General features: G+C 65.0%; 23 protein-coding genes. 16 read left to right on the forward strand and 7 right to left on the reverse strand.

The annotated features are described in order from the left end of the window. Positions 1–10 precede the first annotated feature (10 nt). The 6 genes from tatC (at position 11) to IPM60_17335 (ending at position 5,692) form a co-directional block, all read left to right on the forward strand. Positions 11–781 (forward strand): twin-arginine translocase subunit TatC, encoded by a 771-nt coding sequence (gene tatC / locus IPM60_17310; GenBank protein ID MBK8909553.1) that lies wholly within the window; start codon positions 11–13, stop codon positions 779–781. A gap of 60 nt (positions 782–841) precedes the next feature. Continuing rightward, positions 842–1,735 (forward strand): hypothetical protein, encoded by an 894-nt coding sequence (locus IPM60_17315; GenBank protein MBK8909554.1) that lies wholly within the window; start codon positions 842–844, stop codon positions 1,733–1,735. 106 nt (positions 1,736–1,841) lie between these two features. Further along, entirely contained in the window at positions 1,842–3,119 is a 1,278-nt protein-coding gene (serS, locus tag IPM60_17320) for a serine--tRNA ligase (protein MBK8909555.1), read from the forward strand. Continuing rightward, on the forward strand, positions 3,112–3,909 hold the full coding sequence (gene surE, locus IPM60_17325; GenBank protein ID MBK8909556.1) for a 5'/3'-nucleotidase SurE: 798 nt from the start codon (positions 3,112–3,114) through the stop codon (positions 3,907–3,909). Before serS ends, surE begins: the two co-directional genes overlap by 8 nt. Then, positions 3,906–4,547, forward strand: a complete 642-nt coding sequence (locus IPM60_17330; GenBank protein ID MBK8909557.1) for a protein-L-isoaspartate(D-aspartate) O-methyltransferase — start codon at positions 3,906–3,908, stop codon at positions 4,545–4,547. The genes surE and IPM60_17330 overlap by 4 nt, the downstream gene beginning before the upstream one ends. A 14-nt stretch (positions 4,548–4,561) precedes the next feature. Continuing rightward, positions 4,562–5,692, forward strand: a complete 1,131-nt coding sequence (locus IPM60_17335) for a peptidoglycan DD-metalloendopeptidase family protein (protein MBK8909558.1) — start codon at positions 4,562–4,564, stop codon at positions 5,690–5,692. A gap of 446 nt (positions 5,693–6,138) precedes the next feature. Here IPM60_17335 and IPM60_17340 read toward each other — a convergent pair whose 3' ends face one another. Together IPM60_17340 and IPM60_17345 are read right to left on the reverse strand one after the other, a co-directional pair. After that, positions 6,139–6,870 (reverse strand): SDR family oxidoreductase, encoded by a 732-nt coding sequence (locus IPM60_17340; GenBank protein ID MBK8909559.1) that lies wholly within the window; start codon positions 6,868–6,870, stop codon positions 6,139–6,141. Positions 6,871–6,887: 17 nt separating this feature from the next. Continuing rightward, on the reverse strand, positions 6,888–7,751 hold the full coding sequence (locus IPM60_17345; protein ID MBK8909560.1) for an ATP-binding protein: 864 nt from the start codon (positions 7,749–7,751) through the stop codon (positions 6,888–6,890). 148 nt (positions 7,752–7,899) lie between these two features. On the opposite strand from IPM60_17345, the gene yajC reads away from it, so the two are divergent. From yajC to IPM60_17370, 5 genes are all read left to right on the forward strand, one after another. Next, positions 7,900–8,331 carry a preprotein translocase subunit YajC gene (gene yajC / locus IPM60_17350; protein MBK8909561.1) on the forward strand — a complete coding sequence of 144 codons (432 nt, stop codon included), beginning with the start codon at positions 7,900–7,902 and terminating at the stop codon, positions 8,329–8,331. A gap of 196 nt (positions 8,332–8,527) precedes the next feature. After that, entirely contained in the window at positions 8,528–10,111 is a 1,584-nt protein-coding gene (gene secD, locus IPM60_17355) for a protein translocase subunit SecD (GenBank protein ID MBK8909562.1), read from the forward strand. Positions 10,112–10,131: 20 nt separating this feature from the next. Then, entirely contained in the window at positions 10,132–11,073 is a 942-nt protein-coding gene (gene secF / locus IPM60_17360) for a protein translocase subunit SecF (protein ID MBK8909563.1), read from the forward strand. A gap of 5 nt (positions 11,074–11,078) precedes the next feature. After that, a complete protein-coding gene (locus tag IPM60_17365) occupies positions 11,079–11,465 on the forward strand; it encodes an Mth938-like domain-containing protein (GenBank protein MBK8909564.1) in 387 nt (128 codons plus the stop codon). Between the two features lie 18 nt (positions 11,466–11,483). Then, positions 11,484–12,290, forward strand: a complete 807-nt coding sequence (locus IPM60_17370; GenBank protein ID MBK8909565.1) for a dienelactone hydrolase family protein — start codon at positions 11,484–11,486, stop codon at positions 12,288–12,290. A gap of 121 nt (positions 12,291–12,411) precedes the next feature. Here the strand turns inward: IPM60_17370 and IPM60_17375 are convergent, their stop codons facing one another. Both IPM60_17375 and IPM60_17380 read right to left on the reverse strand, forming a co-directional pair. Continuing rightward, on the reverse strand, positions 12,412–13,017 hold the full coding sequence (locus IPM60_17375) for a superoxide dismutase (GenBank protein MBK8909566.1): 606 nt from the start codon (positions 13,015–13,017) through the stop codon (positions 12,412–12,414). A 108-nt stretch (positions 13,018–13,125) separates the two neighbouring features. Then, positions 13,126–13,968, reverse strand: a complete 843-nt coding sequence (locus tag IPM60_17380) for a squalene/phytoene synthase family protein (GenBank protein MBK8909567.1) — start codon at positions 13,966–13,968, stop codon at positions 13,126–13,128. A gap of 157 nt (positions 13,969–14,125) precedes the next feature. Here IPM60_17380 and IPM60_17385 point away from each other — a divergent pair, with 157 nt between their 5' ends. Beyond that, complete coding sequence (locus tag IPM60_17385) at positions 14,126–14,986, forward strand: squalene/phytoene synthase family protein (GenBank protein ID MBK8909568.1); 861 nt, start codon at positions 14,126–14,128, stop codon at positions 14,984–14,986. Positions 14,987–14,991: 5 nt separating this feature from the next. On the opposite strand, the gene IPM60_17390 is transcribed toward IPM60_17385, so the two are convergent. Then, positions 14,992–16,071 carry an AI-2E family transporter gene (locus tag IPM60_17390; protein ID MBK8909569.1) on the reverse strand — a complete coding sequence of 360 codons (1,080 nt, stop codon included), beginning with the start codon at positions 16,069–16,071 and terminating at the stop codon, positions 14,992–14,994. A gap of 234 nt (positions 16,072–16,305) precedes the next feature. Here IPM60_17390 and IPM60_17395 point away from each other — a divergent pair, with 234 nt between their 5' ends. The 3 genes from IPM60_17395 to IPM60_17405 all read left to right on the forward strand — a co-directional run bounded on the left by IPM60_17395 (position 16,306) and on the right by IPM60_17405 (position 20,688). Continuing rightward, a complete protein-coding gene (locus IPM60_17395) occupies positions 16,306–17,352 on the forward strand; it encodes a glycosyltransferase family 2 protein (protein MBK8909570.1) in 1,047 nt (348 codons plus the stop codon). A 41-nt stretch (positions 17,353–17,393) separates the two neighbouring features. After that, a complete protein-coding gene (locus tag IPM60_17400) occupies positions 17,394–18,842 on the forward strand; it encodes a lipopolysaccharide biosynthesis protein (GenBank protein ID MBK8909571.1) in 1,449 nt (482 codons plus the stop codon). Between the two features lie 205 nt (positions 18,843–19,047). Next, a complete protein-coding gene (locus tag IPM60_17405; protein ID MBK8909572.1) occupies positions 19,048–20,688 on the forward strand; it encodes a glycosyltransferase family 39 protein in 1,641 nt (546 codons plus the stop codon). Positions 20,689–20,740: 52 nt separating this feature from the next. Here IPM60_17405 and IPM60_17410 read toward each other — a convergent pair whose 3' ends face one another. After that, entirely contained in the window at positions 20,741–21,910 is a 1,170-nt protein-coding gene (locus IPM60_17410) for an N-acetyltransferase (protein ID MBK8909573.1), read from the reverse strand. Positions 21,911–21,948: 38 nt separating this feature from the next. Beyond that, a complete protein-coding gene (locus IPM60_17415; GenBank protein ID MBK8909574.1) occupies positions 21,949–22,530 on the reverse strand; it encodes a hypothetical protein in 582 nt (193 codons plus the stop codon). A 147-nt stretch (positions 22,531–22,677) separates the two neighbouring features. Here IPM60_17415 and IPM60_17420 point away from each other — a divergent pair, with 147 nt between their 5' ends. After that, positions 22,678–23,238 carry a hypothetical protein gene (locus tag IPM60_17420; GenBank protein MBK8909575.1) on the forward strand — a complete coding sequence of 187 codons (561 nt, stop codon included), beginning with the start codon at positions 22,678–22,680 and terminating at the stop codon, positions 23,236–23,238. The last annotated feature ends 11 nt before the right edge of the window (positions 23,239–23,249 follow it).

The raw sequence follows: 23,249 nt of genomic DNA on the forward strand, positions 1-23,249 counted from the left end.
ACAGGCCAAGATGCCGCTCCTGGAGCATCTCACCGAGTTGCGCCAACGGCTTCTGTACAGTGCGACCGCCGTTCTGGTGCTGTTTTTCGTCTGCTACTACTTCGCCCCGCAGATCTATGCGTTTCTGATGCAGGCGCTGGCGGATGTTCTCGCCCGCACCGGCGGCGACAGGCGCATGATCTACACCGCCTTGTATGAAGCGTTTTTTACCTACATCAAGGTGGCGCTGTTCGCGTCCTTGTTCATCAGCTTTCCCATCATCGCTTCGCAGATCTGGATGTTCGTGGCGCCCGGCCTCTATCGCCATGAGAAGCGCGCGTTCCTGCCATTTCTGATCGCAACGCCGATCCTGTTTTTCCTCGGCGGGGCTCTGGTTTATTACGTGATCTTCCCGCTCGCCTGGAGCTTCTTCGTGAGCTTCGAGTCCCCCGGCGGCAGCGGCGCCTTGCCGATTCAGCTGGAAGCCAAGGTCGATCAGTACCTGTCGCTGGTCATGCGATTGATCTTCGCCTTCGGGCTGTGCTTCGAGTTGCCGGTGGTGTGCACACTGCTCGGCCGCGCCGGCATGATCTCCTCGCAAGGCATGAGGGAAAAGCGCCGCTACGCCATCGTCCTGGCGTTTGTCGCCGCCGCCATCCTCACCCCGCCGGACGTGATCAGCCAGATCGGGCTCGCCGTCCCCATCATCCTGCTCTACGAGATCTCCATCATTGCGGTGCGCATGGTCGAACGGAGCCGGGACCGCGCCGCTGCCGAGGCCGACGCCCAGGCCGACGTTTAACGTCGCGCCCGCGCCGAACAACGCCATGGGCACCGGAGGTGGGGGCCGCTACAAGACGCCATGAGCACGCGCGTCGCCATCCGCATCGGCTACCACAAGTGCGCCTCGACGCATCTCGGGCTGCAGGTCCTGCCGAAACATCCGCAGATCCGACACCTGGGAAAGCCTTATTCGGCGGATGACCCGGTGCGCGAGGTGGTGGAAAGCATCATCGATGCCCGCCCGTTCGATCTCCGGCGCTGTCGCGATCTCGCCGCCGCCCACGTCATGCCGTCCGGGGGGCGGGCCGTCGTCTCCATTTCAGACGGCCGCCTCGCGATGCGGTCGTGCACCGCAGCCTCCGACGTGGCGGAGCGTCTCCAGGCCGTATTCGGCGGCGGCCGCATCCTGATCACCATCCGCCGGCACGTCGATTTCGTGACATCCCTATACGTCCAGGACATCGGCACCGGCCGCACCGTAGCCGGCATCGACGACTGGATGGCGGCCAACTGGGACACCGGCCTCACGCTCCGCAGCTATGCGGCGTTCGCGCCGGTGATCGCCCGATACCGGCACACGTTCGGCCAGGATCGCGTGTGGGTGTCGCTCCTCGAGCAATTCACCGACGACATGCCAAGCGTCGCCGCCGGCCTCGGCGCGTTTCTCGGCGTCGACAGCGCAACGCTGCTGACGCTGCTGATGGCGGCGCCCCGCAACCCGCGCATGTCGATCCTGCAGGCGCGCCTCGGCGGCAAGAAGCGCCGCGGCTACGCCGTCGCCAAGGCGGTGGCGCGACGCCTGCCCGATCCGGTGCTGGCTCTCGCCGCGCGCCTGACCGGGCACCACCGGCGGTTCGAGCCGCGCCTCGGTTCGCATTGGCGCCGGACACTCGCGGCGCTGGCCGAGGAGGACTGCGCCGCGCTCAAGGAGGAGTTCGATCTCCCCGTCGACCGCTATCGCTATCGCCCGTGATGCGGCTCATCGGATGCCTGGTCCGGCCGCTGGTCAATCTCGGTCCCTTGACCGGTGTTCGGGACTCGGCTAACCCCCAAGAGGCAGGCCGACGCGGGGAGCGCTGATGTTCGACATTCGCTGGATTCGAGACAACCCGGAGGCCTTCGACCGCGCCCTCGCCCGTCGCGGCCTGCCCGCGCGGGCCGCGGAGCTTGCGGCGCTCGACGCGGCACGTCGTGAGACCCTCGCCGAGGCCCAGTCGATCCAGACCGAGCGCAACAGCCTCTCGAAGGACATCGGGGCGCGTAAGGGCCGGGACGAGGACGTGAGCGCGCTGCTCGCCGAAGTAGGCGCGTCCAAGGACCGCCAGGCCGAGGCCGAGGACAAGGCCCGCGCCGAAGGGGCCGCGCTCGACGAGGCTCTCGCCGCCATTCCCAACCTGCCGGCGGACGACGTCCCCGACGGCTTCGACGAAGCGGCCAATGTCGAGGTTCGCCGCTGGGGCGAGCCGCCGGCGTGGGAGTTCCGCCCTCGCGACCACGTGGACATCGGCGCGAGTCTCGGGATGATGGACTTCGACCGTGCCGCCAAGCTGTCGGGCGCCCGCTTCGTGGTGCTGAGCGGCGCGCTGGCCCGGCTGGAACGGGCGCTGGCGGCGTTCATGCTCGACCTCCACACGACCGCGTTCGGCTACACCGAAGTCAATCCGCCAGCGCTGGTCCGCGACCGGGCGCTGTTCGGCACCGGCCAGCTTCCCAAGTTCGGCGACGACCTGTTCAAGACCGGCGACGGCTTCTGGCTGATCCCCACCGCCGAGGTGCCGCTCACCAACCTGGTCGCCGGCGAGATCCTGGACGAAGAGACGCTGCCGCGGCGGGTGACGGCGATGACCTGGTGCTTCCGGTCCGAGGCCGGGGCCGCCGGCCAGGACACCCGCGGCATGATCCGCCAGCACCAGTTCACCAAGGTCGAATTGGTCAGCATCACCAGGCCCGAGGATTCGGACGCCGAACTGGAACGCATGACCGCCTGCGCCGAGGAGGTTCTGAAACGCCTGGGGCTTCCCTACCGGGTCGTCGCGCTGTGCGCCGGCGACATGGGTTTTTCGGCCCGCAAGACCTACGACATCGAGGTGTGGCTGCCGGGCCAGGACCGCTACCGCGAAATCTCCAGCTGCTCCACGTGCGGCGACTTCCAGGCGCGGCGCATGAACGCCCGCTATCGATCGAAGGGGGAAAAGGGCACCCGCTTCGTCCACACCCTCAACGGCTCCGGCCTCGCCGTCGGGCGCACCTTGATCGCGGTGCTGGAGGCCTATCAACAGGCCGACGGTTCCGTCCGCATTCCGGACGCGTTGCTGCCCTACATGGCTGGGCTCGAGGTCATCACCGCCGATGCATGAGCCGATCGATCTCGCCGACGCGCGCGTGCTCATCTCCAACGACGACGGCATTCACGCGCCCGGTTTGAAGCTGCTGCAAAAGATCGTGCGGCGTCTTGCCCGGGAGGTGTGGGTGGTGGCGCCGGATTCGGAACAAAGCGCCTCCAGCCATTCGCTGACCATGCGCCGCCCGCTCTACGTGCGGCGTCTGTCGCCACGCCGTTACAGCGTCGACGGCACGCCGACCGACAGCGTCCTGCTCGCCATCCACGAAGTCATGAAACAGAAGCCGCCGGACTTGATTCTCTCCGGGATCAACCGCGGCGGCAATCTTGGGGAAGACGCGGCCTATTCAGGAACCGTGGCCGCCGCCATGGAAGGCACCCTGCTCGGGTTCCGCTCGATCGCGCTCAGCATGTATTACAGAGACCGGGCCCATGTACGCTGGCCCACCGCCGAACGGTGGACCGGCGAGGTGCTGGCCCGCCTCGCGGGCATGGCGTGGCCCAAGGACGTGCTGATCAACGTCAATTTCCCGTGCGTGCCGGCCGAGGCGGTCACCGGCATCGAGGTGACGCGCCAGGGCCGCCGCAAAATCGGCGGCGCCATCACCTCCGGCACCGATCCCCGTGGCGACACCTATTACTGGATCGGCTACGGGCGGCGCGAAGACCGGGATCTCGCCGGCAGCGATCTGGAGGCGGTGTTCCGCGGCGCCATCTCCGTCACGCCGCTCACCCGCAACCTCACGCACGAACCCTCGCTCGCTCCGCTGCGCGCCCATCTCTCCGGCGGCAACCGGCCGGCATGAGCCCCGATTCCCGCAAGATCCGGCTGGTGATGACGCTCCGGCGGGCCGGCGTGACCGACACTCGGGTGCTGGCGGCAGTGGAGCGCATCCCGCGCGATCTGTTCGCGCCGCCGGCCTTTATCGACAAGGCATACGAGAACACCGCGCTCCCCATCGGCTTCCACCAGACCATGAGCGCCCCCATTGTCGTCGCGCTGATGACCCAGGCGCTGGAGTTGAGGGAACGCCAGAAGGTGCTGGAGGTGGGGACCGGCTCCGGCTACCAGGCGGTGGTGCTGTCGCGGCTGTGCCGGCGTGTCTACACCATCGAGCGCTATCGCGAGATGCTGTCGCAGGCCGAGGAGCGCTTTGCACAATTGCGTATCACCAACATCACGTCGCGGGTCGGCGACGGCACCTTCGGCTGGCCCGAGCAGGCGCCGTTCGAGCGAATCATCGTCACCGCCGCGGCCACCGACATCCCGCCGTTGCTCGCCGCGCAGCTTGCCGATGGCGGGGTCATGGTGCTGCCGATCGACGACGGCTCCGGCGGCCAGAGCCTGATTCGCGTGCGTCGCGTAGGGGTGGAGCTCGATACCGAGGATATCGGAGAAGCGCGTTTCGTGCCGCTGGTGGCGGGTGACGAGCCGCGCGGTTGACGGGCGCCGGCAACGTGAGCGAAAATACCCGCATGTTTGCAGGTTATGCGCGTATCGTGCTGCGGCTCGCCGTTCTGACGTTGGCGTTCGTGCCCGTCCTTGGTTGCGGATGGGCCGAGTGGCCGCCGCCGGCGACGCGCGCGCCGGATACCACCGCTGCGGTGACGCCGGTTGCCCGCGCCGATCCCATGCCGCGCGGGGTCGTCGACATGGCGGCGCTGCCGACGGCTCCGTTCGCACCCGGCGCCTCGGCGCCGCTCGTCGTTCCCGCCGAAGTGACGGTGGGCGAAGGCGACACGGTCTACGTGCTGGCCCATCGCTACCAGGTGCCGGTGCGGACGATCATCGACAGGAACCGGCTGCGCCCGCCCTACCAGTTGCAGGCCGGGGATCGCATCGCGATGCCGCAACGGCGCGAGCACGTGGTGCAGCCGAACGAGACGCTGGAAAGCATCGCCCGAAGCGAGGGCGTCGATCTCTACCTGCTCGCCGGCGCCAACGGGCTGATCGCACCGTACCGGGTGAGTCCGGGCCAGCGCCTGACGGTGCCGATCGTGACCTCCCGTGACGACGCCGGCGAACCCGGTACCGACGGCGCGGGGCCGGTGGCGGTTGCCAGCCTGTCGACGGTTGAAGCGCCGCCGGCGATGGCTGAAAGCCGCGCGCCGCCGCCGGTCCCGCCGACAGCCAATCCGACCGACATGCTGGAATCGGCTTCGGCCGTTGCGCCCGCGCCGATGCGAAAGCCGCTGCCCGACCTCGGCGATGGCTTCATCTGGCCCGTCAGAGGCAAAGTCATCTCCGGTTTCGGCCCCAAGAAGAAGGGGCGTCACAACGACGGCATCAACATCGCCGTCCGCCGCGGCACGCCGGTGCGGGCGTCCGAAAGCGGCGTCGTCGCCTATGTCGGCAACGAATTGCGCGGCTTCGGAAACCTGATCCTCATTCAGCACGCCGACGGATGGGTATCGGCGTATGCCCACAACGACGCGCTGCTCGTGGCGCGCGGCGACACGGTCTACAAGGGGCAGGTGGTGGCGCGGGCGGGCAGTTCCGGCAGCGTCAACCAGCCCCAGCTCCACTTCCAGCTCCGCAAGGGCAAGCGCGCCGTGGACCCCCGCAAACACCTGATCTCCGGCACCTGACGGCTGTCGCCGCGGGTAGTCGCACGAAGTCCTGCGCAAATGCGGCGTTCGTGGCGGATTTGTCCGGCACAGCTTCCGCTAACACGTTGATGATTTTGAATTTGTGTCCGTTCGACGCGCTGCGATGTATGCGGATGTATGCAAATGTATGCGCCAGCTCACGCGAAGGTTGTGTTTTGCTACCTTGATGTGCTCGGCGTGCAGCATTGTCCGGTCGGCCCCTTCAAGGCAATTTTCAACATCTCGGTGCACTGAAACTTAACGTGAACATAATACCGGCGGCACCTCCGGTCAACGGCCACCCCCGCCTCGTTCTCCGGCGCTGAACGGTGGGTGACGGGATTCACCCTGATCCACTTTGCGTGGCCGCTACATATCCGATGCCGACGCAGGGCAGGTTGGTGGAGGGCGGCCGGCTGCGCAATGCACGCCGCGTGCCGCTTTGCCTACGCCCAGCCGCCCGCGAACGGCATGACGTGGCCGGTGATGAAATCGGCGTCGGGCGACGCGAGGAAGGCGATCAAAGCGCCCAACTCCTCCGGTCTCGCCAGGCGGCCGAGCGGCACGTTGTCGGTGATCTTCTTGAGCGTCGCGGCGTCGGCAAGTAGCTCGGGCGGAAAGTACGTGGGGCTTTCGACGAAGTTGGGTGCGACGGCATTGACCTGAATGCTGAACCGCGCCAGTTCGCGGGCGAGGGACACGGCCAGAGCGTTGGCCGCGCCGCGGGCGGCGACGTACGTGCTGTAATTGGGCAGCCCGCGGAGCGGCGCCGCCGAGGTCACGAACAGGATCTTGCCGTCTCGCCGCGCCTTCATCTGCGGGACCACGGCCCGGGCGAGGGCGAACGGCGCCACAACCATGGCTTCGAGGCCCGCCCGCAGGTCGTCGAGGTGGGCGTCCTCGACCGCCGCCCGGATCGCCGGGAAGGCGTCGTTGTTGACCAGGACGTCGATGTGCCCGAACGCCGCGGTGGCCCGCTCCACGATGTCCTCGGGCCGCTGTTCCGCCAAGGGATGAAGGCCGGGGTGATCGGCCGCGAACGCATTGCGGGTCGCGTCGCAGGTGAACTCGGCGTCATGGCAGAGAACCGTCATGCCTCGGCCGGCCAGCGCTTCGGCCGCCGGCCGTCCGGCGAAGTGGTTGACATGGGTGACCAGCGCCACGCGACCCTGTGCCATGGGCAGTGCTCCCTTGTTCAGGCTCCGTCGAGGCGCCGACCGAGGCGCCCAGCCAAATCCTGGATGAATTGCCAAGCGACGCGGCCGGAGCGGGCGCCGCGGGTGACCGACCACTCGTTGGCGAGCGTCCGCAACGTCTCGGGCTCGATGTCGAGGCGATGGCGCTCCGCGTAGCCTTCGACGATGTCGATGTAGGTTTGCTGGTCGCAATTATGAAACCCGAGCCAGAGCCCGAAACGGTCAGAGAGCGAAACCTTCTCTTCGACCGACTCGGCCGGATTGATGGCGGTCGAACGCTCGTTCTCGATCATCTCCCGCGGCATCAGGTGGCGGCGGTTGGACGTGGCGTAGAACACGACGTTCTCGGGCCGGCCCTCGATGCCGCCTTCGAGCACCGCCTTCAGGGACTTGTAGTCGGCGTCGCGGCCATCGAACGACAGATCGTCGCAGAACAGGATGCAGCGACGCGTCGTCTGCCGCAGGCGCTCGAGCAGGTGGGGCAATGTGCCGACGTCCTCGCGATGGATCTCGACCAGTGCCAGCGAACCCGGCATCTCTTCGTTGATTGCGCCATGCACCGCCTTGACCAGCGAACTCTTGCCGGTGCCGCGGGCGCCCCACAGCAGCGCATTGTTGGCCGGCAGGCGACACGTGAAGCGGCGGGTGTTGTCGAGCAGGATGCCGGACTGGCGATCGATTCCCTTGAGGAAGTCGAGAGAGACGCGGTTGATGACCGGCACCGCCTGCAGGCGGCGCTCGTCTGCAAACCAGATGAAGGCGTCCGCCTCGCCGAGGGCGGCGCTGCGCTTCGCCGGCGGCGCCAGGCGCTCCAACGCTTCCGCAATGCGGAACAGGACGGCATTTTTCTCAGCATCGCGCATCGCCACGTCCTATAACAGGTCGGACCAGCCCTGTCACAACCCCCGCTGCGGTCGGCGTTTGCGTTTGCAACGGCGGCGCGGGCGGGTATAGTCCGGCCTGGTTTCATACAGGTTCGAGCGGCGAGACCGCGGGTTGAGGGAGTTTCCGATGTTGATTGCGGCGGCATTCGCGCAAGAGGGGGGCGGGGCTGCGGCCAGCCCCCTGGGGGGCCTCGAGGCGTTCCTGCCGATCATCCTCATTTTCGTGGTGTTCTATTTCCTGCTGATCCGCCCTCAGCAGAAGAAAATGAAACAGCACAAGGAAATGCTGGCGGCGGTGCGGCGCGGCGACAAGGTGGTGACCGGCGGCGGCATCATCGGCACCATCACCAAGGTCATCGACGACAACGAGGTCCAACTCGAAATCGCAGAGAACGTGCGGGTGCGAGTGCAACGGGCGATGATCGCGGCGGTGCTGACAAAGCCTCAGCCGGCCGGCGAGGCCAACGACAACCCTAGCGGCGGCGCAGCAGGCTCAGGCGGCGGCAAACAGGGCGGCGGCTCGATGCTTAGCAAAATCCTCGGCGGCAAGGGCAATTGAGCGCTCTTGCGTGCGGCGCGCATGTCCGCACGGGATCTGCATCAACCCTCGGAACGTCAGCGGTGAAGCGAAGCCGGAGCGCTCATGCTTTCGACAGGCTCGGCATGAGGCACCTCTTTTCCTTTAGGCGCAATACCTCACCCTGAGCCTGTCGAAGGGTGGGCCCGCGGCAAAAACGGGCTCTTAGTCGGTCGCAATGGTCCATTTCACCAAGTGGAAAATCGCCCTCGTCGTGCTCGTCTGCGTGGCCGGGCTGTGGTGCGCATGGCCGAACCTGTTGTCCCGGGACACGGCGGCGGCCTTGCCCGAGTGGCTCCCCGTGCCCGAGCAGATCAACCTCGGCCTCGACCTGCGGGGCGGCTCCCATCTGCTGCTCGAAGTCGAGACCGGCGTCGTCATCCAGGAGTTGATGGAGGCCCTGGTCGATACGGCGCGGGCCGAACTGCGTCAGGCGCGCATCCGCTACACCGGGCTCGGCGCCGACGGAGCCAGCGTCCGCGTCACCATCATGGAACCAGGCCGGCTCGACGAGGCAGTGAAACTGCTTCGCGACGCCGATGCCGATACCGCCGTCAGCGTCGATGGCGATCGCATCACCTTGACGATGACCGATGCCGCCATCGCCGACCGCCAGCGTTCGGCGGTCGCCAAGACGGTCGAGATCGTGCGCCGCCGCATCGACGAGACCGGCGTGCGCGAGCCGACCATCGTCCCGCAAGGCGACGACCGGGTGCTGGTGCAACTGCCGGGCATCGACGATCCCGAGCAGATGAAGCGGTTGCTCGGCAAGACGGCCAAAATGGCATTCCACCTCGCCGACGACCAGACCCCGGTTGCGGAAGCCTTGGCCGGGCGCGTGCCCCCCGGGTCCATGCTTCTGCCCTTGGACAGCCAGCGCGAGGGGCGCGGGCAGCAGCAGCGGATCGTCGTGCAAAAGCGGGTGGTGGTCAGCGGCGAGCACCTGATCGACGCCCAGCCGACGTTCGATCAGCAGAACAACATGCCGATCGTCAGCTTCCGCTTCGACACGGTCGGCGCCAAACGGTTCGGCGACGCCACCAGCAAGAACGTCGGTCGCCGCCTCGCCATCGTGCTGGATGGCCGCGTCATCTCGGCGCCGGTGATCCGCGACGCCATCCTCGGCGGCAGCGGCATCATCACAGGCGACTTCACCGTCGAAGAAAGCAACGAGCTGTCCTTGCTGTTGCGCGCCGGCGCGCTGCCGGCGCCGCTCAGGATCCTGGAGGAGCGCAGCGTCGGGCCGGAACTGGGCGCGGATTCGATCACTGCCGGCGAAGTGGCGGGGGTCGTCGGGCTGGTGGTCGTGGCGATATTCATGGTCGTCGCCTATGGCTTTTTCGGCGTGCTCGCGGATCTGGCGCTGCTGTTCAACATCGTCCTCATCGTCGCCGCGCTGTCGGTGCTGCAGGCGACGCTGACGCTGCCCGGCATCGCCGGCATCGTGCTCACCATCGGCATGGCGGTGGACGCCAACGTTCTGGTGTTCGAGCGCATCCGCGAAGAGGTGCGGGCGGGACGCACGCCGATCTCCGCCATCGACACTGGCTATTCCCGGGCGACTACAACGATAATCGACTCCAACCTGACGACCCTGATCGCGGTGACGGTGCTGTACGTGTTCGGCTCCGGTCCGATACAGGGCTTCGCCGTAACTTTGGCGCTCGGCATTCTCACCTCGTTGTTCACGGCGATCATGTTGACGCGCATGTGGGTGGTGCTATGGCTGCGGCGCACCCGCCCGAAGGTCATACCGATTTAACGCCCGAGGAACAGGACACCATGCGCGGCATATCGTTCGTTCCGGCCAACACCCACATCCCCTTCATGGCGGCCCGGCGGGTGTTCCTGGCGGCATCGGCGGGGCTGGTGATCGCGTCCCTCGCGCTGTTCGCGGTGCGCGGACTCAACTACGGCATCGATTTCGTAGGCGGCATTCTCATCGAGGTGCAGACTCAGGGTCCTGCCGACCTGCCCGACCTGCGCACGCGCCTCTCCGGGCTCGGCCTCGGGGAAATCGCCCTCCAGGAGTTCGGCGAGCCGAACGAGATCCTCATCCGAATCCAGAAGCAGGAGGGCGGCGAGGAAGCGCAGCAGCAGGCGATGGAGGCGGTAAAGGCTGAACTGGGGTCGACGGTCGAGTACCGGCGCACGGAACTCGTCGGGCCGAAGGTCAGCAAGGAGCTGTTCTGGAGCGGCGTCGAGGCCGTGGCCTTCGCGCTCGTCGCCATGCTCGTCTACATCTGGTTTCGCTTCGAATGGCAGTTCGGCCTCGGCGCGGTGATCGCGCTGGCCCACGACATCATCTCGACCATCGGCGTGTTCGCGCTGCTCGGCCTCGAATTCAACCTGTCGACGGTGGCGGCGATCCTCACCATCGCCGGCTACTCAATCAACGACACCGTCGTGGTGTACGACCGGGTGCGCGAGAACCTGCGCAAATACAAGACGATGCCGTTGCCGGCGCTGTTCGACGGGGCCATCAACGAGACGCTGTCCCGCACCACCATGACCAGCATGACCACGTTGTTCGCCCTGCTCGCCCTTTACCTGCTCGGCGGCGAGGTCATTCGCGGCTTCAGCTTCGCGATGATCTGGGGGATCGTGGTGGGGACCTATTCGTCGATCTGCATCGCCGTGCCGCTGCTCATCTACATGAACCTGCGTCCTTCCGGCGGCGGCGGCGAGGCGGCGGTAACGGCGCCGGCGGAGAAAGCGTCATAGCCGACATGTCCGGCCTCGACATCACGCCCTCGATGGCTCCCGGCCGCCAGGTCATCCAGGGCTATGGCGGCGGCGGCTTTCGCATCTCCGGCCGGCGCCACGTCGGCTCGTGCATCGTGTTCCTGGAGCGGACGCTGACGTGGTCGGCCGGCGAGCGCGACCACATCACTGCTGCATCCCTTGGAGCGGTCATGGAGGCGGGTGAGTCCGTCCGCATCCTGCTGATCGGCGCCGGCCGCGGCGCGTCAGAGCCGGTGCCGGCGGTGCGGGAGGCCTTGCGCGCCCACGGCATCGTCGTGGAATGGATGGACACCGGCGCCGCATGTCGTACCTTCAACGTTCTGGCGTCCGAAGATCGGCAAGTCGCGGCGGCGCTCATCGCCGTCGATTAGATTGGTGGAGGAGAAGGAATGATCAGGATGAAACACAGCCTCGTCGGCGTGGCGGCGCTGCTGCTGATGGCATCGGCAGCCTCGGCGGAAGTCAGAACCGAAGAGATCACCTACGACGTGAACGGCCAAAGCTTCACCGGCTACCTGGCCTACGATGACGCAGTCTCGGAAAAGCGTCCCGGTGTCCTGGTCGTGCATGAATGGTGGGGGCGCAACGACTATGCCCGCAAGCGCGCCGAGATGCTGGCCGAACTCGGCTACACCGGGTTCGCGCTCGACATGTACGGCAGCGGCAAGGTCGCCGACCATCCCGACGACGCCAAGGCGTTCATGCAGGAGGTGACCTCCAACATGGACGCCGCGGAACAGCGTTTTGAAGCCGCCAAGGAAGTGCTGGCCTCGCACCAGACGGTGGATGCGGATCGCATCGCCGCCATCGGCTACTGCTTCGGCGGCGGCGTCGTGCTGCACATGGCGCGCACCGGCGCCGATCTCGACGGCGTCGTCAGCTATCACGGAATGCTGGGCACCAAGACTCCCGCCCAGCCGGGGGCCGTCAAAGCCAAGGTCCTTGTGTTCACCGGCGGCGAGGATCCGTTCGTGCCGAACGAGCAGGTGCAGGCGTTCAAGGACGAGATGGAGGCCGCCGGCGCCGATCTTCGCGTCGTCGTCTACCCCAAGGCCAAGCACAGCTTCACGAACCCCGCCGCCGATGCCGCCGGGGCAGAGTTCAACATGCCGCTCGCCTATGACGAGTACGCCGACGAGAATTCCTGGAAGCTCACCAAGGGTTTCTTCACGGACATCTTCCCGGAAGTGGAGTAGCGCCCGGACGCCGATGGTGCGCGTAATGAGCCGATGGTGCGCGCAATGAAGTGACAGCAGGAAAGACGCGACGGCGTGCAGCGGCGCGCAGACGGTCTGCGCCGCTGCACAGGTTCCGTCGTCAGGCCTTGGCGGAGGCCAGGGTCTTGGCGACGAAGTCCCAGTTGATCAGGCTGTCGATGAACGCCTGCACATAATCCGGCCGGCGGTTCTGGTAATCGAGGTAGTAGGCGTGCTCCCACACGTCGCAGGTCAGCAGTGCCGTTTGGCCGTGCACCATCGGCGTGTCGGCGTTGCCGGTCTTGGCGATCTTGAGCTTGCCGCCCTCGGCCACCAGCCAGCCCCAGCCGCTGCCGAACTGGGTGGTGCAGGCGCTCTTGAACTCCTCGGCGAACGTGTCGAACGAGCCGAAGGCGCTGTCGATCGCGCTCGCCACGTCTCCCGACGGCTTGCCACCGCCGCCCGGCTTCATGCAGTTCCAATAGAACGTGTGGTTCCACACCTGCGCCGCGTTGTTGAACACGCCGGTCTTTTCGGAGTTCCCCGCCACCGCCTTGATGACGCTCTCCAGGTCCTTCGATGACAGCTCCGTGTCCTTGGTCATGTTGTTGAGGTTGGTCACGTAGGTGTTGTGATGCTTGCCGTGATGGAATTCCAGCGTCTGCGCTGAAATATAAGGCTCCAGGGCAGACTTATCGTACGGCAACGGCGGTAGTTCGAAAGCCATGGCGGTTTCATCCCCTGTCCGGAACATCCAATATCAGAGTGTCCTCAACATATGTCCGGCGGCCGCGGAAGAAAAGGGCGGTGCAGCCGCCCTCGCCATTGAGCGGAGTCACCGCCAGCCCAGAAGCCAGCGCAGCCAGGCCGATCCATAGCAGCGGTGGCGTTCGCCCGGTTCCAGTTCGACGCGCTCGCTGAGCGGATCCTGGTGGCGAAGGCGCCGTGCCAGCTTGCGCGCCCGGCACAGCGCGATGGCGCTGTGCAGGCGCGGCCCGCGGGTCTTGAAATGCCACGGCAGCAGCGCCGCCTCGCTCAGCAGGTGATCGACCCCGTCGAGCAGACGATCGAGCACGGCGCGGGTCTGGCCCTTGGCCGTCGGCGCCCGCAGGTGCACGACGCTGATCGCCGCATCATCGACGAACTGCTTCGGAATTCCGAAGGCGTGGATGGGCTTGGCCGGGTTGCGGCAATCGCGCATCCGCTTCAGAATCCACAGCGCTGCGCACATCTGGTCAAGCGCCGACTTGCACTCCTTGGTGTTTTCGCCGGCGACGCTCAGGAGGTGGAGGCCGACCGGCGACGCCGCCTTGCGGCAGTGGGCGCGGAGATCCCCCCAGGAATGGAGGTCGGCGCCCGCCACCAGATCGCGGAGCGCCGCGAGCACCTGATCGAGCGGCTCCGCGGGCGCCCGGAAGCGGTCGAGACTGGCGCGGAGATCGTCCACGGCGTCCCGCGCATCCCCCGACCACGCCACGTCCACCGGGTGGCCGGAGAGCCGCGCCCGCAGACCGTCGATCCGCTCCAGCCGCTGTCTGCGGCTGAGCCACGTGCTGTCAGCCAGTTCTTCGCCGACGCGCACAAACCGCCCGACCGCGTCGACGTGGGCGCGAAGCGACTTCGGATACACCGATGGCAACAGCGAAAAATCGCCGCCCCCGCCCGGCTTGACGGTCATGATCGCGGAAATGGCTCGAATGGCTGGAATTCTCATCGCCCCCGGAGGTGGTTGCGTCCCATATAGCGCAGGACACACCAAGGCGGTGCGCTAAAGTGGCGCGCCCGGATGGCAAACCGGCCACATTCGAGGCTCGCTGAAGGGAGCGGGCGAGGAAATGCCGCAGATCTCCTATGTGGCGGAGCAGGTGCGACGTCACGACAACGACCGCTTCATCTGTTCGCTGTTCGCCGCGCCTGCAGCGCGGACGGGGCTGCACGCCGTCCACGCCTTCAACATCGAGGTGGCGCGCACCCGCGAGCTGGTCCGAGAGCCCGTTCTCGGATTGATGCGGCTGCAATGGTGGCGCGACGCGATCGCCGCTATTGCCGCCGGCCGGCCGCCCGACCATCCGGTCGCCGCTCCTCTCGCGGATGCCATGGCCCGTTTCGATCTGGATCGCGAAGACTTCGCGCGGCTGCTGGACACGCGCGCGCTTGATTTCGAGGACGAGCCTCTTGCGGACATGACGGCGCTGGTCGCCTACGCCGACGGCACCTCGGCGACGCTTGCGCATCTCTCCCTCCAGGTGGTCGGGGTCGATAGCGCCGCTGATCCGGCCGCCGCAGAGGCGGCACGCGCTGCGGCGCGGGATGTGGCCGTCGCCTGGTCGCTGGTCGGGCTGGTCCGCGCCGTGCCGTTTCATGCCCGGGCGCGGCGCTGCTACCTGCCGGCGGCGGTGTGCCGTGATGCCGGGCTGGATGTGGCGACGTTGTTCGACCGCGGCCCGACGCGTGGACTGCCGGCCGCCGCGGAGGCGGTGGCGACGGTCGCACGCCAGTACCTGCAAGCGGCCCGTGGCAGGATGGATCTTGTACCGAAGGCGGCTTTGCCGGTCCTGTTGCCCGCAACCATCGCCGACCTCTATCTGCAACGCCTGCAAGCGGCCGGCTTCGACCCTTTCGCGCCGCTTGTCCAGCACGCCGGCGCGGGCCGCCTGCTTCGCGCCGCCTTCGCCGCGCTGCGCGGCCGCTATTGAACGACTCAAACGGACATACGTGACGCAGGCCCGTCCGGAAAGGTTTTCTTCATGACGGTCAGGATGGCGGCAGAGATCGGGGACGCGAAGGCGACCCCGAGGATCCCGAAGAATACGCCGAACAGCAGCTGGACGATGAGGACCGCTGCCGGCGGGAAGCTGATTGCGCGTTGCACGAACTGCGGGGTGATCACATAGCTCTCCGCCGTCTGGACGGCGACGTACAGCGCCAGCACATATAGGCCCATCGTCGGACTCTGGGCCAATCCGATCAGCAGCGCGGGAATCGCCGATACGATCGGACCGAGGTACGGTACGAAAGAACACAGCGCCGCGACGATTCCGAGCGCAATGAAGAGGGGCATGCCGATCAACCACAGCCCCAACCCGGTGAGCACCCCGACCGTCGCCATCGACATCATGCGGGCGAAAAACCACCATCTCAGCGTCGCGGCCACGGCGCCGAGCAGATCGCCGACCTGATCGCGGCGTGCAGGTGGCGTGATCCAGAGCAACCCGGCCGTGTATCCGCTCGGGGCGAGGGCCGTATACAACCCAATGAACGCAATCACGACCAAGCCGCCGACGACGGACAACGCCGCGCCTGCCGCGCTCATCAGCCCGCCTGCCGCCGCGCCGAGTTGATCGGCGATCGACGAGGGAGTCAGTCCCGACATGACGCTGCTGAGGAAGCTTTGCTCTAGGCGCTGGCGTATGCTGTCCCAGGAAGAACGAAGCTGCTCCTCCAGTTGCGTCAACTGATCGCCCACGTGGGGACCGATCCACCAGCCCGCCAAGCCGATCACCACAACGACGCCGGCGCAGATGATCGCGAGGGACCACGTAGACGGGATTCCCATGCGTCGGCTGAGCCAACTTCCCGCCCCGTGCAGCACTGTCCCGGCCAGAATGCCGGCGAAGATGAGAATGATCGTCGGCCCGGCCCATGACAGCAGCAGGAGGGCGAGGGTGATGCCGATCGCGGCCCACAGGGTGATGTTGATCCGCCGCAGGCGCCAGTCGGCGCGCATGGGCTCGGCATCGCTTTGGGATTGATTGCCGACGCCGGCGTCGCTGTCGTTCATTTGAACGGGCCTCTCCAAGCTCACGCCGAAACCATCGACCTCATCTGAAACAGCGCCCGCACGCATCAGGTTCCGCTCGGAGGCGTTTTGCGTGCCGGGCCACCTGGTCCACGCGCCGGATCGCGCGCGCCTTCCCGGCCCCCTCTGATGGCTGGAAGGGGAGGGCGTACAATGCGACGAAAAAAAGGCACGCATCCATTGCGGGAAATCCTCCGATGACGTATAGTCGCATGAGTGGCATCAAGCCGATGGCCACACCAGAACACCACGACGGTGCCGCAGGTCGGCGAGGGAGAGTTGATGGAGGATGCGACGGTGAAGGATCGGGCGCTGGTCAGCGTCGTCATCCCGACCTACAATTCGGCTCTGACCGTGGAACGGGCTTTGCGTTCCGTTGCGGCGCAGACGTACCGGCCGATCGAGGTAATCGTCGTTGATGACGCCAGTCAGGACGATACCCTCTGTGTTGTTTCCAAGTGCGCAGCCCCGTGGCTTCGCGCGGTCAGGCGCGACGTCAACGGCGGCGCATCTGCTGCAAGAAATCTCGGTGTTCAGGAAGCCCATGGGACATACGTCGCGTTTCTGGACTCCGACGACGAGTGGTCACCGACAAAGCTGGAACAGCAGGTGGCCATCATGGAACAATATCCGGCCAGCAGCATCGTAGCCTGCAATGCCGCCATCATCCGACACGAACGGTCGCCGCTCGACGCAGGCCATGCGAAGCGCGATCTCTTCAAAGGATCGATGCCGACGACCGGTGTCTACACCTGGGATCAAATGCTTGTTCGCAGCCTGGTTCACACGTCGTGCACGCTCATTCGCCGCAAGGACATCCTTGCGGCAGGCGGGTTCGATACCCGCTTGACGGTCGCCGAGGACTGGGACTTGTGGTTGAAGCTGGCGCGTCACGGCGATATTCGTCTCATAAAGGACCGGCTGAGCACCCTGCACGACGTCCCGCAAAGCTTGATGAAACGCAACCGGTCTCTCCGCTACAAGTGCAGACTTGCAGTGCTGAGGTCGCGTCTCGCCGATGACCCTTCGCGTCTTGACGGCCGCAGCAAACGCGCCATTACGGCGGTTCACTGCGAGACGTGCAGCCACAACGCCTTCGTCGAAGGACGCCCGCTCGAGGCGATCAAGATTTTGATGCACGCAGTGATACTAGCCCGCTCGCCACATCCCCTTCTGCGCAAGTTGAACAAAGCGATGGGCCGGGTTCTCGCCAAGATGTACAAAGTGCATGATGATCAATCCCATTCCACGACAACCCGGTAACGCTCGCTGGCTACGTTCCAAGCCATTCTAAGATTGCCGTGATGAGCCTGAAGAAACAAACCATCACCGGATTCCTCTGGGTAGCATCGACCAGGATGGCATCACGGGCCGTAACCATTACGGCGACGATAGTCTTGGCACGGCTGTTGAGCACGGACGACTTTGGGCTGCTTGCGACCGCGCTCATTTTCCTGGCATTTTCGGAAATCGTCGGGGAACTAGGTGTAACGACGGCGATCATACAAAAAAAAGAACTCAGCAAATTAGATCTTGATACGATATTCATATTTTCAATAGTGCTTAGTTTATCTACATTCGGCGCTCTTTTCTTTATTTCTCCAATAATATCAGCATTTCTTGACGCTCCGGCGCTTTCATCGGTGATTCAACTTGCCGCCCTTTCAGTCATTTTTACGGGCATCCGGGCTGTCTCGGTCGGTCTGCTGACGAAAGAAATGCTTTTCAAAAAGCGATCTTCCGTCGATTTCTTCTCGATCGTTTCTGGAGGCGTCTTGGCGATCTCTCTTGCCTACAGCGGCTTCGGGGTGTGGAGCCTGGTGTGGGGGCGGATCCTTCAAAGTTCTCTGGGAGCAGGTTTGGCATTCTACCACACGCCGTGGAAGCCGTCGTTCCGATTCTCATTCTCAAGTCTGAAGTCCATGATGAATTTCAGTCTGCCCAACTTTGGCTCTCAGATCCTTTACTTTCTGTCAGAAAAATCCGGACCTTTCATCATCGCTAAAATGCTTGGCGTAAACCTTCTCGGGTACTACACAATAGCAATGAACACATCCTACGGTCCTATGCACCAGTTAGTAAACACAATATATCAAGTATGTTTCCCAATGTTTTGCAAGCTGGAACAAAAAAGCACGCCTCTTGACCGGGCATTCTGCAAGGTTTCGTTTATCGTAGCATTCTTCGTTGTACCATCTATGGTTGGTTTGATTATAGTTGCTGACGATTTCATACGTGTCGTACTGACGCCCAAATGGTTGCCGAGTCTCTTCGTTCTGAGGGTTTTTTGTGTCCTCACCATCATTACGTCACTGAGCGCCGCCATTCCCCATGTTTTGCTGGCCCGACATAAGCAGTACGCGATGCTGCGGTTCGATATGGTCTGCGCGGTTGTCTTTCCGGCCGCCGCCCTGGTGGCTGTCGCATACGGCATCGACGGCGTTGCCGTGGCTTTCCTCGTGGTGCGGTCGATGATGGTCGCTTATCTTTACCGGCTTGGTCTGTTTGAGCTGAAACTCAGCGTCAAAGACTATTTGTGGAGCCTGGAGCCGGCCATTACAGGAACTGCATTCATGGCGATGTTTGTCATCGCCTTCCAACACAGCATCGCCTTGGTAGCAGAACCCAGCGTGACCGTAGGGCTTTTTGGCAGTTGCGCTGCCGGCCTTTTGTCCTACGTCGCTTTTGTTTATTTTTGCCGTCCGGCCGCTGTTCGCGAATTCCGGTCTATCGCGCAGAACATGCGTGCCTGATCTAAACCTTATCTGGTAGAACGCTCTCCTGATGGCCCTCCGCCGAGCACCGATTCCGGTCTGATCTCGAATCCATCAACGCACTTGCGACGAGTGTCCTGAATTGTCCAGACATCCGCCAGCGCAGTCTTCGCGCCCTCACGCCGTTGACGACCGGACGCCCGCAATGCGGGATGTCGTGACGTCTCGATGGTTCGCAGTCCTGATGCTGCTCGCCGTTGCGGTGACTCTGCGGTCGATGCCGCTATGGGAGGTCGCGCGCTTCGATGAGCTTTACCACGTCCTGGCGGCGGAAGGCTGGCTTGCGACGAAGGAGTTCCGAATAGGCGACGGGATCTACGACCGCGGTTCCGTGTTTACGTTGCTCACCGCGTTGTCCTTCAAGCTGTTCGGCGTGAGCCTTGAAGCCGCGCGTTTGCCATCGATCATTGCGGGTGCGGCGCTTGTCCCGCTGGTGTTCTTGTGGACGTCGCGCGTCGCCGGAAACGGAGCCGCTTGGTTCGCAGCGGGCCTGCTGTGCATCGACCCGACCGCCATAGCCATCTCGCATTTTGCGCGCTTCTACGCTCTGCAAGGCTTGTTGGTGTGGCTGGCGGCAATCGGGACGTATCGCCTGTTCACGACACGGAACTCCGCGTTCTCCTTCGTCGGGATCGCAGTGGGCAGTGCAGCGTGTTTTCTGGTTGCGCTGGATCTCCAGGTGACGTCACTGACGGGCCTTGCCGGAATGCTGGCGTGGGTTGGTGCGATGTTCGTGCTTCCATGGCTGTGGTCCCGGCCTGTTCCGGAGCGGCTGAAGTGGCTTGGCGCCGGCGCCACCGTCGCCATCATCGGCGGCTTCGCCGTGATCTATAGCGGCATGGCCGCTCGGCTGTTGGATGTTTATACGGGTGCGGAGCTGTGGACGGCGGGACAGAAAGGGATCTTCTGGTTCTATCACTGGCTGTTCCTGAAGGATTACCCTCTGCTCTGGTCTTTGGCGCCGGTGGCGATGATCGTTTCCCTGGCCGTGCGACCTTTGCCAAGTTCCTTCTGCATATCGATTTTCCTGGCCAGCGTGCTCATCCTGTCTTTTGGTGGCAGCAAAGGTCTTCGGTTCGTATACTTTACGTTACCGTTCTTTTTCGTGTTCCTGGGTATTGCTGTCCAGGCGGTGCTTCCCTCGTTACTCAAGTACCTTCGAACCATCTTCGCAGCGGCATGCTCAGGCATTCACCTGCGGTTGTCGGAGCGCGTGGTCGCCGTCCTTCCTGGGGCGTTGCTGGCCATCGTTGTTGTTGCGACGCCTCCCGTGTCGATGACGTTGGCGATGATCTCAGGATTGGTGGATGCCCCGATGACCATCAAGGAGCGGTGGCCGGAGGCAGCAAGCAAACTAGAACCGTGGCTTCGGAACGAACCCTTCATCCTGGCCGGAAGCGAACTCCACGTGTTGCACTACCTGGGGCGCTTTGACATCGCCCTGAGCAAGAGCAGGCTGGGCGAACTGGAAGATCCAAGTGAGTTCAGTCGCGATCATCGAACCGGGCAACCGGTAATCAGCACGGCGGCCTCTCTGGAACGAATATTGGATTGCGTTTCGGAGGGTTTGATCGTCTCTACTGAAAGCTACTGGGGTCGCGGTTATGAAATTGACGAGTCGATGGCGAACCTGATCGAGCGTCGCACCGTGCGGCTCGATGCGCCCAGCGGGATCAGGGCGTATCATTGGAAAAGCGATGCCCGAGGTTCGGACGCGTCGTGCGAGCGTGTTTCGGGCCTGCTGCAGCGAGAATCGCAGGCGCTCCGGCCCGGCGGCACGGGAGACGCCGGCGAACGGGGCGTGAGCGCCGCCCGAGGCGATTAGCCGCACCGGGCGTTTGGCGACGCCGGTCAGCATGAGCGGGCGAAGTGGGCCACTAAAGGTCTGACCGGTAGGGCGACGCCTCGGCGGCGAGCCGCCCTTCTTCCTCCATGGCGGCCCGTTCGCGCATGAGGAAATGGTCGAGGGCATCGCGGAAGCGGGCGTCGGCGATCCAGTGGGCACTGAAGGTGCGAACGGGCAGGTACCCGCGCTGGATTTTGTGGGGCCCCTGAGCGCCGGCTTCGACCCGTGACAGCCCGTGCTCGATGGCGAAGTCGATGGCGCGATAGTAGCACACCTCGAAATGCAGGAACTTGGCGGCCTCCGTGCAGCCCCAGTAGCGGCCGTAAAGGGCGTCGGGCCCACGGATGTTGAGGGCGCCGGCGATCGGCTCGCCACTTCCCAACTCCGCCACCACCATCACCACAGTGTCGCCAATGCGTTCGGCCAACAGCCGGAAGAAGGCGCGGTTGAGGTAGGCGTGGCCCCATTTGCGCGCGTGGGTGTTGCGGTAGAACCGATAGAACGCGTCCCAGTGCCGGGGCTCGATCTGCCCGCCGACCACTGTGCGGATGCGGATGTCCTGGTCGGCGACGGCGCGTCGCTCCTTGCGGATTGCCTTGCGTTTGCGGGACGACAGCGCGGCGAGGAAGTCGTCGAAGCTTTGGTAGCCGCGGTTGAGCCAGTGGTACTGCTCGCCGACCCGCAGCAGAAAGCCCCGCGCGCCGAGCCGGCGCCATTCACACTCCTCGGCAAACGTGACGTGCGCTGACGACAGGTCGAGGCGCCCGACCAGTTGGACCATTGCGCCGGCCAGCGCGTCAGCGGTGGCTGCCGGAGCGCCCGGCTGCAGCAGCAGCCGCGGGCCCGGTACCGGCGTGAACGGCACGGCTGCTTGCAGCTTGGGATAGTACTGCCCGCCAGCCCGCTGATAAGCATCAGCCCATGCCCAGTCGAACACGTATTCGCCATAGGAATGGCTCTTGAGATAAAGCGGTGCGCAGCCGATGAGTACACCGTCGCCGTCGTGGGCCGCCAAGTGCTGCGGCATCCATCCGGTTTCTGCCGACACGGCGCCCGACTCCTCGAGCGCCGCCAGGAAGGCGTGCCGGACGAAGGGGTTGCGAGTTCCGGCGCAGGCGTCCCACGCCGCGGCGTCGACGTCGCCGATCGCCGACAGAATTTTGACGGTCATCGACGAACACTTGCCCACGCCGTCAGGCATAAGCGGCCGCACCGGTCATGATCATCGCCGGCCGCGCGTCATTGGATGCTGAAACGTTGGGCTCCGAGTTCCGGCGCCGGTGTTTCCAACCGCATCCGGCGTTGGTGCTCGATCCGGCGTTCCTCCGCGTCCTGACGTTCGCGGCGATGGACGAGGTTGCGGCGTTCGCGCTCCAACAGCGTCTCGCGAGATACGTCGCCGAGATCCTCCCGGCGCAACTCGGCCGGCTTCCGCATCGTGCGCGAGTCGATCTGATCGAGGGTGCGGTCGATGCTGCCGAGGCGGCCGTCGATGCGGCTCTGCTCAATGGCGAGGCGGCGCGCCAGCGCGGCGTCGGGCGGCGGATCTTGCCCGCCGAAGTCACCGTCGAACGAAGCGCGCGATCCGCGGCTGTAGCGCCGATGCTGGATGTTCGGGTTGGGCTTGTCATCCTTTTGTTCGCGGAGTTTCTGCAGGCGCGGATCCGTATTCAGCGCCTCGATGTTGGTCGTGTCGTAGGATTGGCGCCGTTCCGGCCGACTTGCCGTTTCGGCGGGAAGACGCACGTCGTCAAGCCGCGGATCCACGGTCGGCGCGCCGGTGCAAGCGGAGATTGCGACGCCGGTCACGGCAGCAAGCATCGGGATGATCCCTGCGACGCGCCCAGGCAATGCACTTCGCCAACCCATGAGGCGCAATGGAAACTTGGTGATCGTCATGCGATATACTTAAGGGCGCGGACTGGTCTCCTCAATGGTCCGCAGCCGTTCCTCGCGGAGGATGCTGCCATGAGCCTCGCCGACCGGTTGGGTGCGGTATCGTTGGCGATCCTGGTGGGCGCCTGTGCAAATTCCGTGACCACCGGGCACACCTATCGGCACCCCGCCGCCCGCAACTTCGCGCAAGGCGTGATGGTGTCCGGGCCGCTGCTGATCGAGGTGCGCGGCGATCCGTATGCTGTGGAACGCGCCGAGCGCGATGCGGCGGTGCTCGCCGCCACCACCCGCGCCTTCAGCTGGAACGCGCGGCCGCGGCTCACCACGGACCCGGATGCGGCCGGCAGCCGCGACCTGCGCCTGGTCATGGGGTTCAACGCCGGCGGCGGCGGCGGGCGCGGCCAGTGCCTCGGGCGCAGCGAAGGCGGCGAGCCGCTGCCGGAGGGCGCGGTCGATCTCCAGGCGACCCTATGCGACGCAGACGTGCCGCTTTCCAACGCCTACGGCCGGCTGCCGCAGAGCATGGGGCTCGAAGATCCGGCTTTCGCCAATCTGATCTGGCTGGTCGTCCACGAGGCGTTTCCGAGGGAGATGCAGCGGCGTGAAGGCGGGATGATGCTGATTATGGACTGAAGAACAGACGC

It is taken from the genome of Rhodospirillales bacterium, assembly GCA_016710335.1.
In the GTDB taxonomy this organism is placed as follows: domain Bacteria; phylum Pseudomonadota; class Alphaproteobacteria; order Rhodospirillales; family Defluviicoccaceae; genus JADJXQ01.

Bases quoted from the DNA above. Each gene is read 5' to 3' on its own strand.
- tatC (MBK8909553.1), top strand. From the start codon at position 11: ATGCCGCTCCTGGAGCATCTCACCGAGTTGCGCCAACGGCTTCTGTAC.
- IPM60_17315 (MBK8909554.1), top strand. From the start codon at position 842: ATGAGCACGCGCGTCGCCATCCGCATCGGCTACCACAAGTGCGCCTCG.
- serS (MBK8909555.1), top strand. From the start codon at position 1,842: ATGTTCGACATTCGCTGGATTCGAGACAACCCGGAGGCCTTCGACCGC.
- surE (MBK8909556.1), top strand. From the start codon at position 3,112: ATGCATGAGCCGATCGATCTCGCCGACGCGCGCGTGCTCATCTCCAAC.
- IPM60_17330 (MBK8909557.1), top strand. From the start codon at position 3,906: ATGAGCCCCGATTCCCGCAAGATCCGGCTGGTGATGACGCTCCGGCGG.
- IPM60_17340 (MBK8909559.1), bottom strand. From the start codon at position 6,870: ATGGCACAGGGTCGCGTGGCGCTGGTCACCCATGTCAACCACTTCGCC.
- IPM60_17345 (MBK8909560.1), bottom strand. From the start codon at position 7,751: ATGCGCGATGCTGAGAAAAATGCCGTCCTGTTCCGCATTGCGGAAGCG.
- yajC (MBK8909561.1), top strand. From the start codon at position 7,900: ATGTTGATTGCGGCGGCATTCGCGCAAGAGGGGGGCGGGGCTGCGGCC.
- secD (MBK8909562.1), top strand. From the start codon at position 8,528: ATGGTCCATTTCACCAAGTGGAAAATCGCCCTCGTCGTGCTCGTCTGC.
- secF (MBK8909563.1), top strand. From the start codon at position 10,132: ATGCGCGGCATATCGTTCGTTCCGGCCAACACCCACATCCCCTTCATG.
- IPM60_17365 (MBK8909564.1), top strand. From the start codon at position 11,079: ATGTCCGGCCTCGACATCACGCCCTCGATGGCTCCCGGCCGCCAGGTC.
- IPM60_17370 (MBK8909565.1), top strand. From the start codon at position 11,484: ATGATCAGGATGAAACACAGCCTCGTCGGCGTGGCGGCGCTGCTGCTG.
- IPM60_17375 (MBK8909566.1), bottom strand. From the start codon at position 13,017: ATGGCTTTCGAACTACCGCCGTTGCCGTACGATAAGTCTGCCCTGGAG.
- IPM60_17380 (MBK8909567.1), bottom strand. From the start codon at position 13,968: ATGACCGTCAAGCCGGGCGGGGGCGGCGATTTTTCGCTGTTGCCATCG.
- IPM60_17385 (MBK8909568.1), top strand. From the start codon at position 14,126: ATGCCGCAGATCTCCTATGTGGCGGAGCAGGTGCGACGTCACGACAAC.
- IPM60_17390 (MBK8909569.1), bottom strand. From the start codon at position 16,071: ATGAACGACAGCGACGCCGGCGTCGGCAATCAATCCCAAAGCGATGCC.
- IPM60_17400 (MBK8909571.1), top strand. From the start codon at position 17,394: ATGAGCCTGAAGAAACAAACCATCACCGGATTCCTCTGGGTAGCATCG.
- IPM60_17405 (MBK8909572.1), top strand. From the start codon at position 19,048: ATGCTGCTCGCCGTTGCGGTGACTCTGCGGTCGATGCCGCTATGGGAG.
- IPM60_17410 (MBK8909573.1), bottom strand. From the start codon at position 21,910: ATGCCTGACGGCGTGGGCAAGTGTTCGTCGATGACCGTCAAAATTCTG.
- IPM60_17415 (MBK8909574.1), bottom strand. From the start codon at position 22,530: ATGCTTGCTGCCGTGACCGGCGTCGCAATCTCCGCTTGCACCGGCGCG.
- IPM60_17420 (MBK8909575.1), top strand. From the start codon at position 22,678: ATGAGCCTCGCCGACCGGTTGGGTGCGGTATCGTTGGCGATCCTGGTG.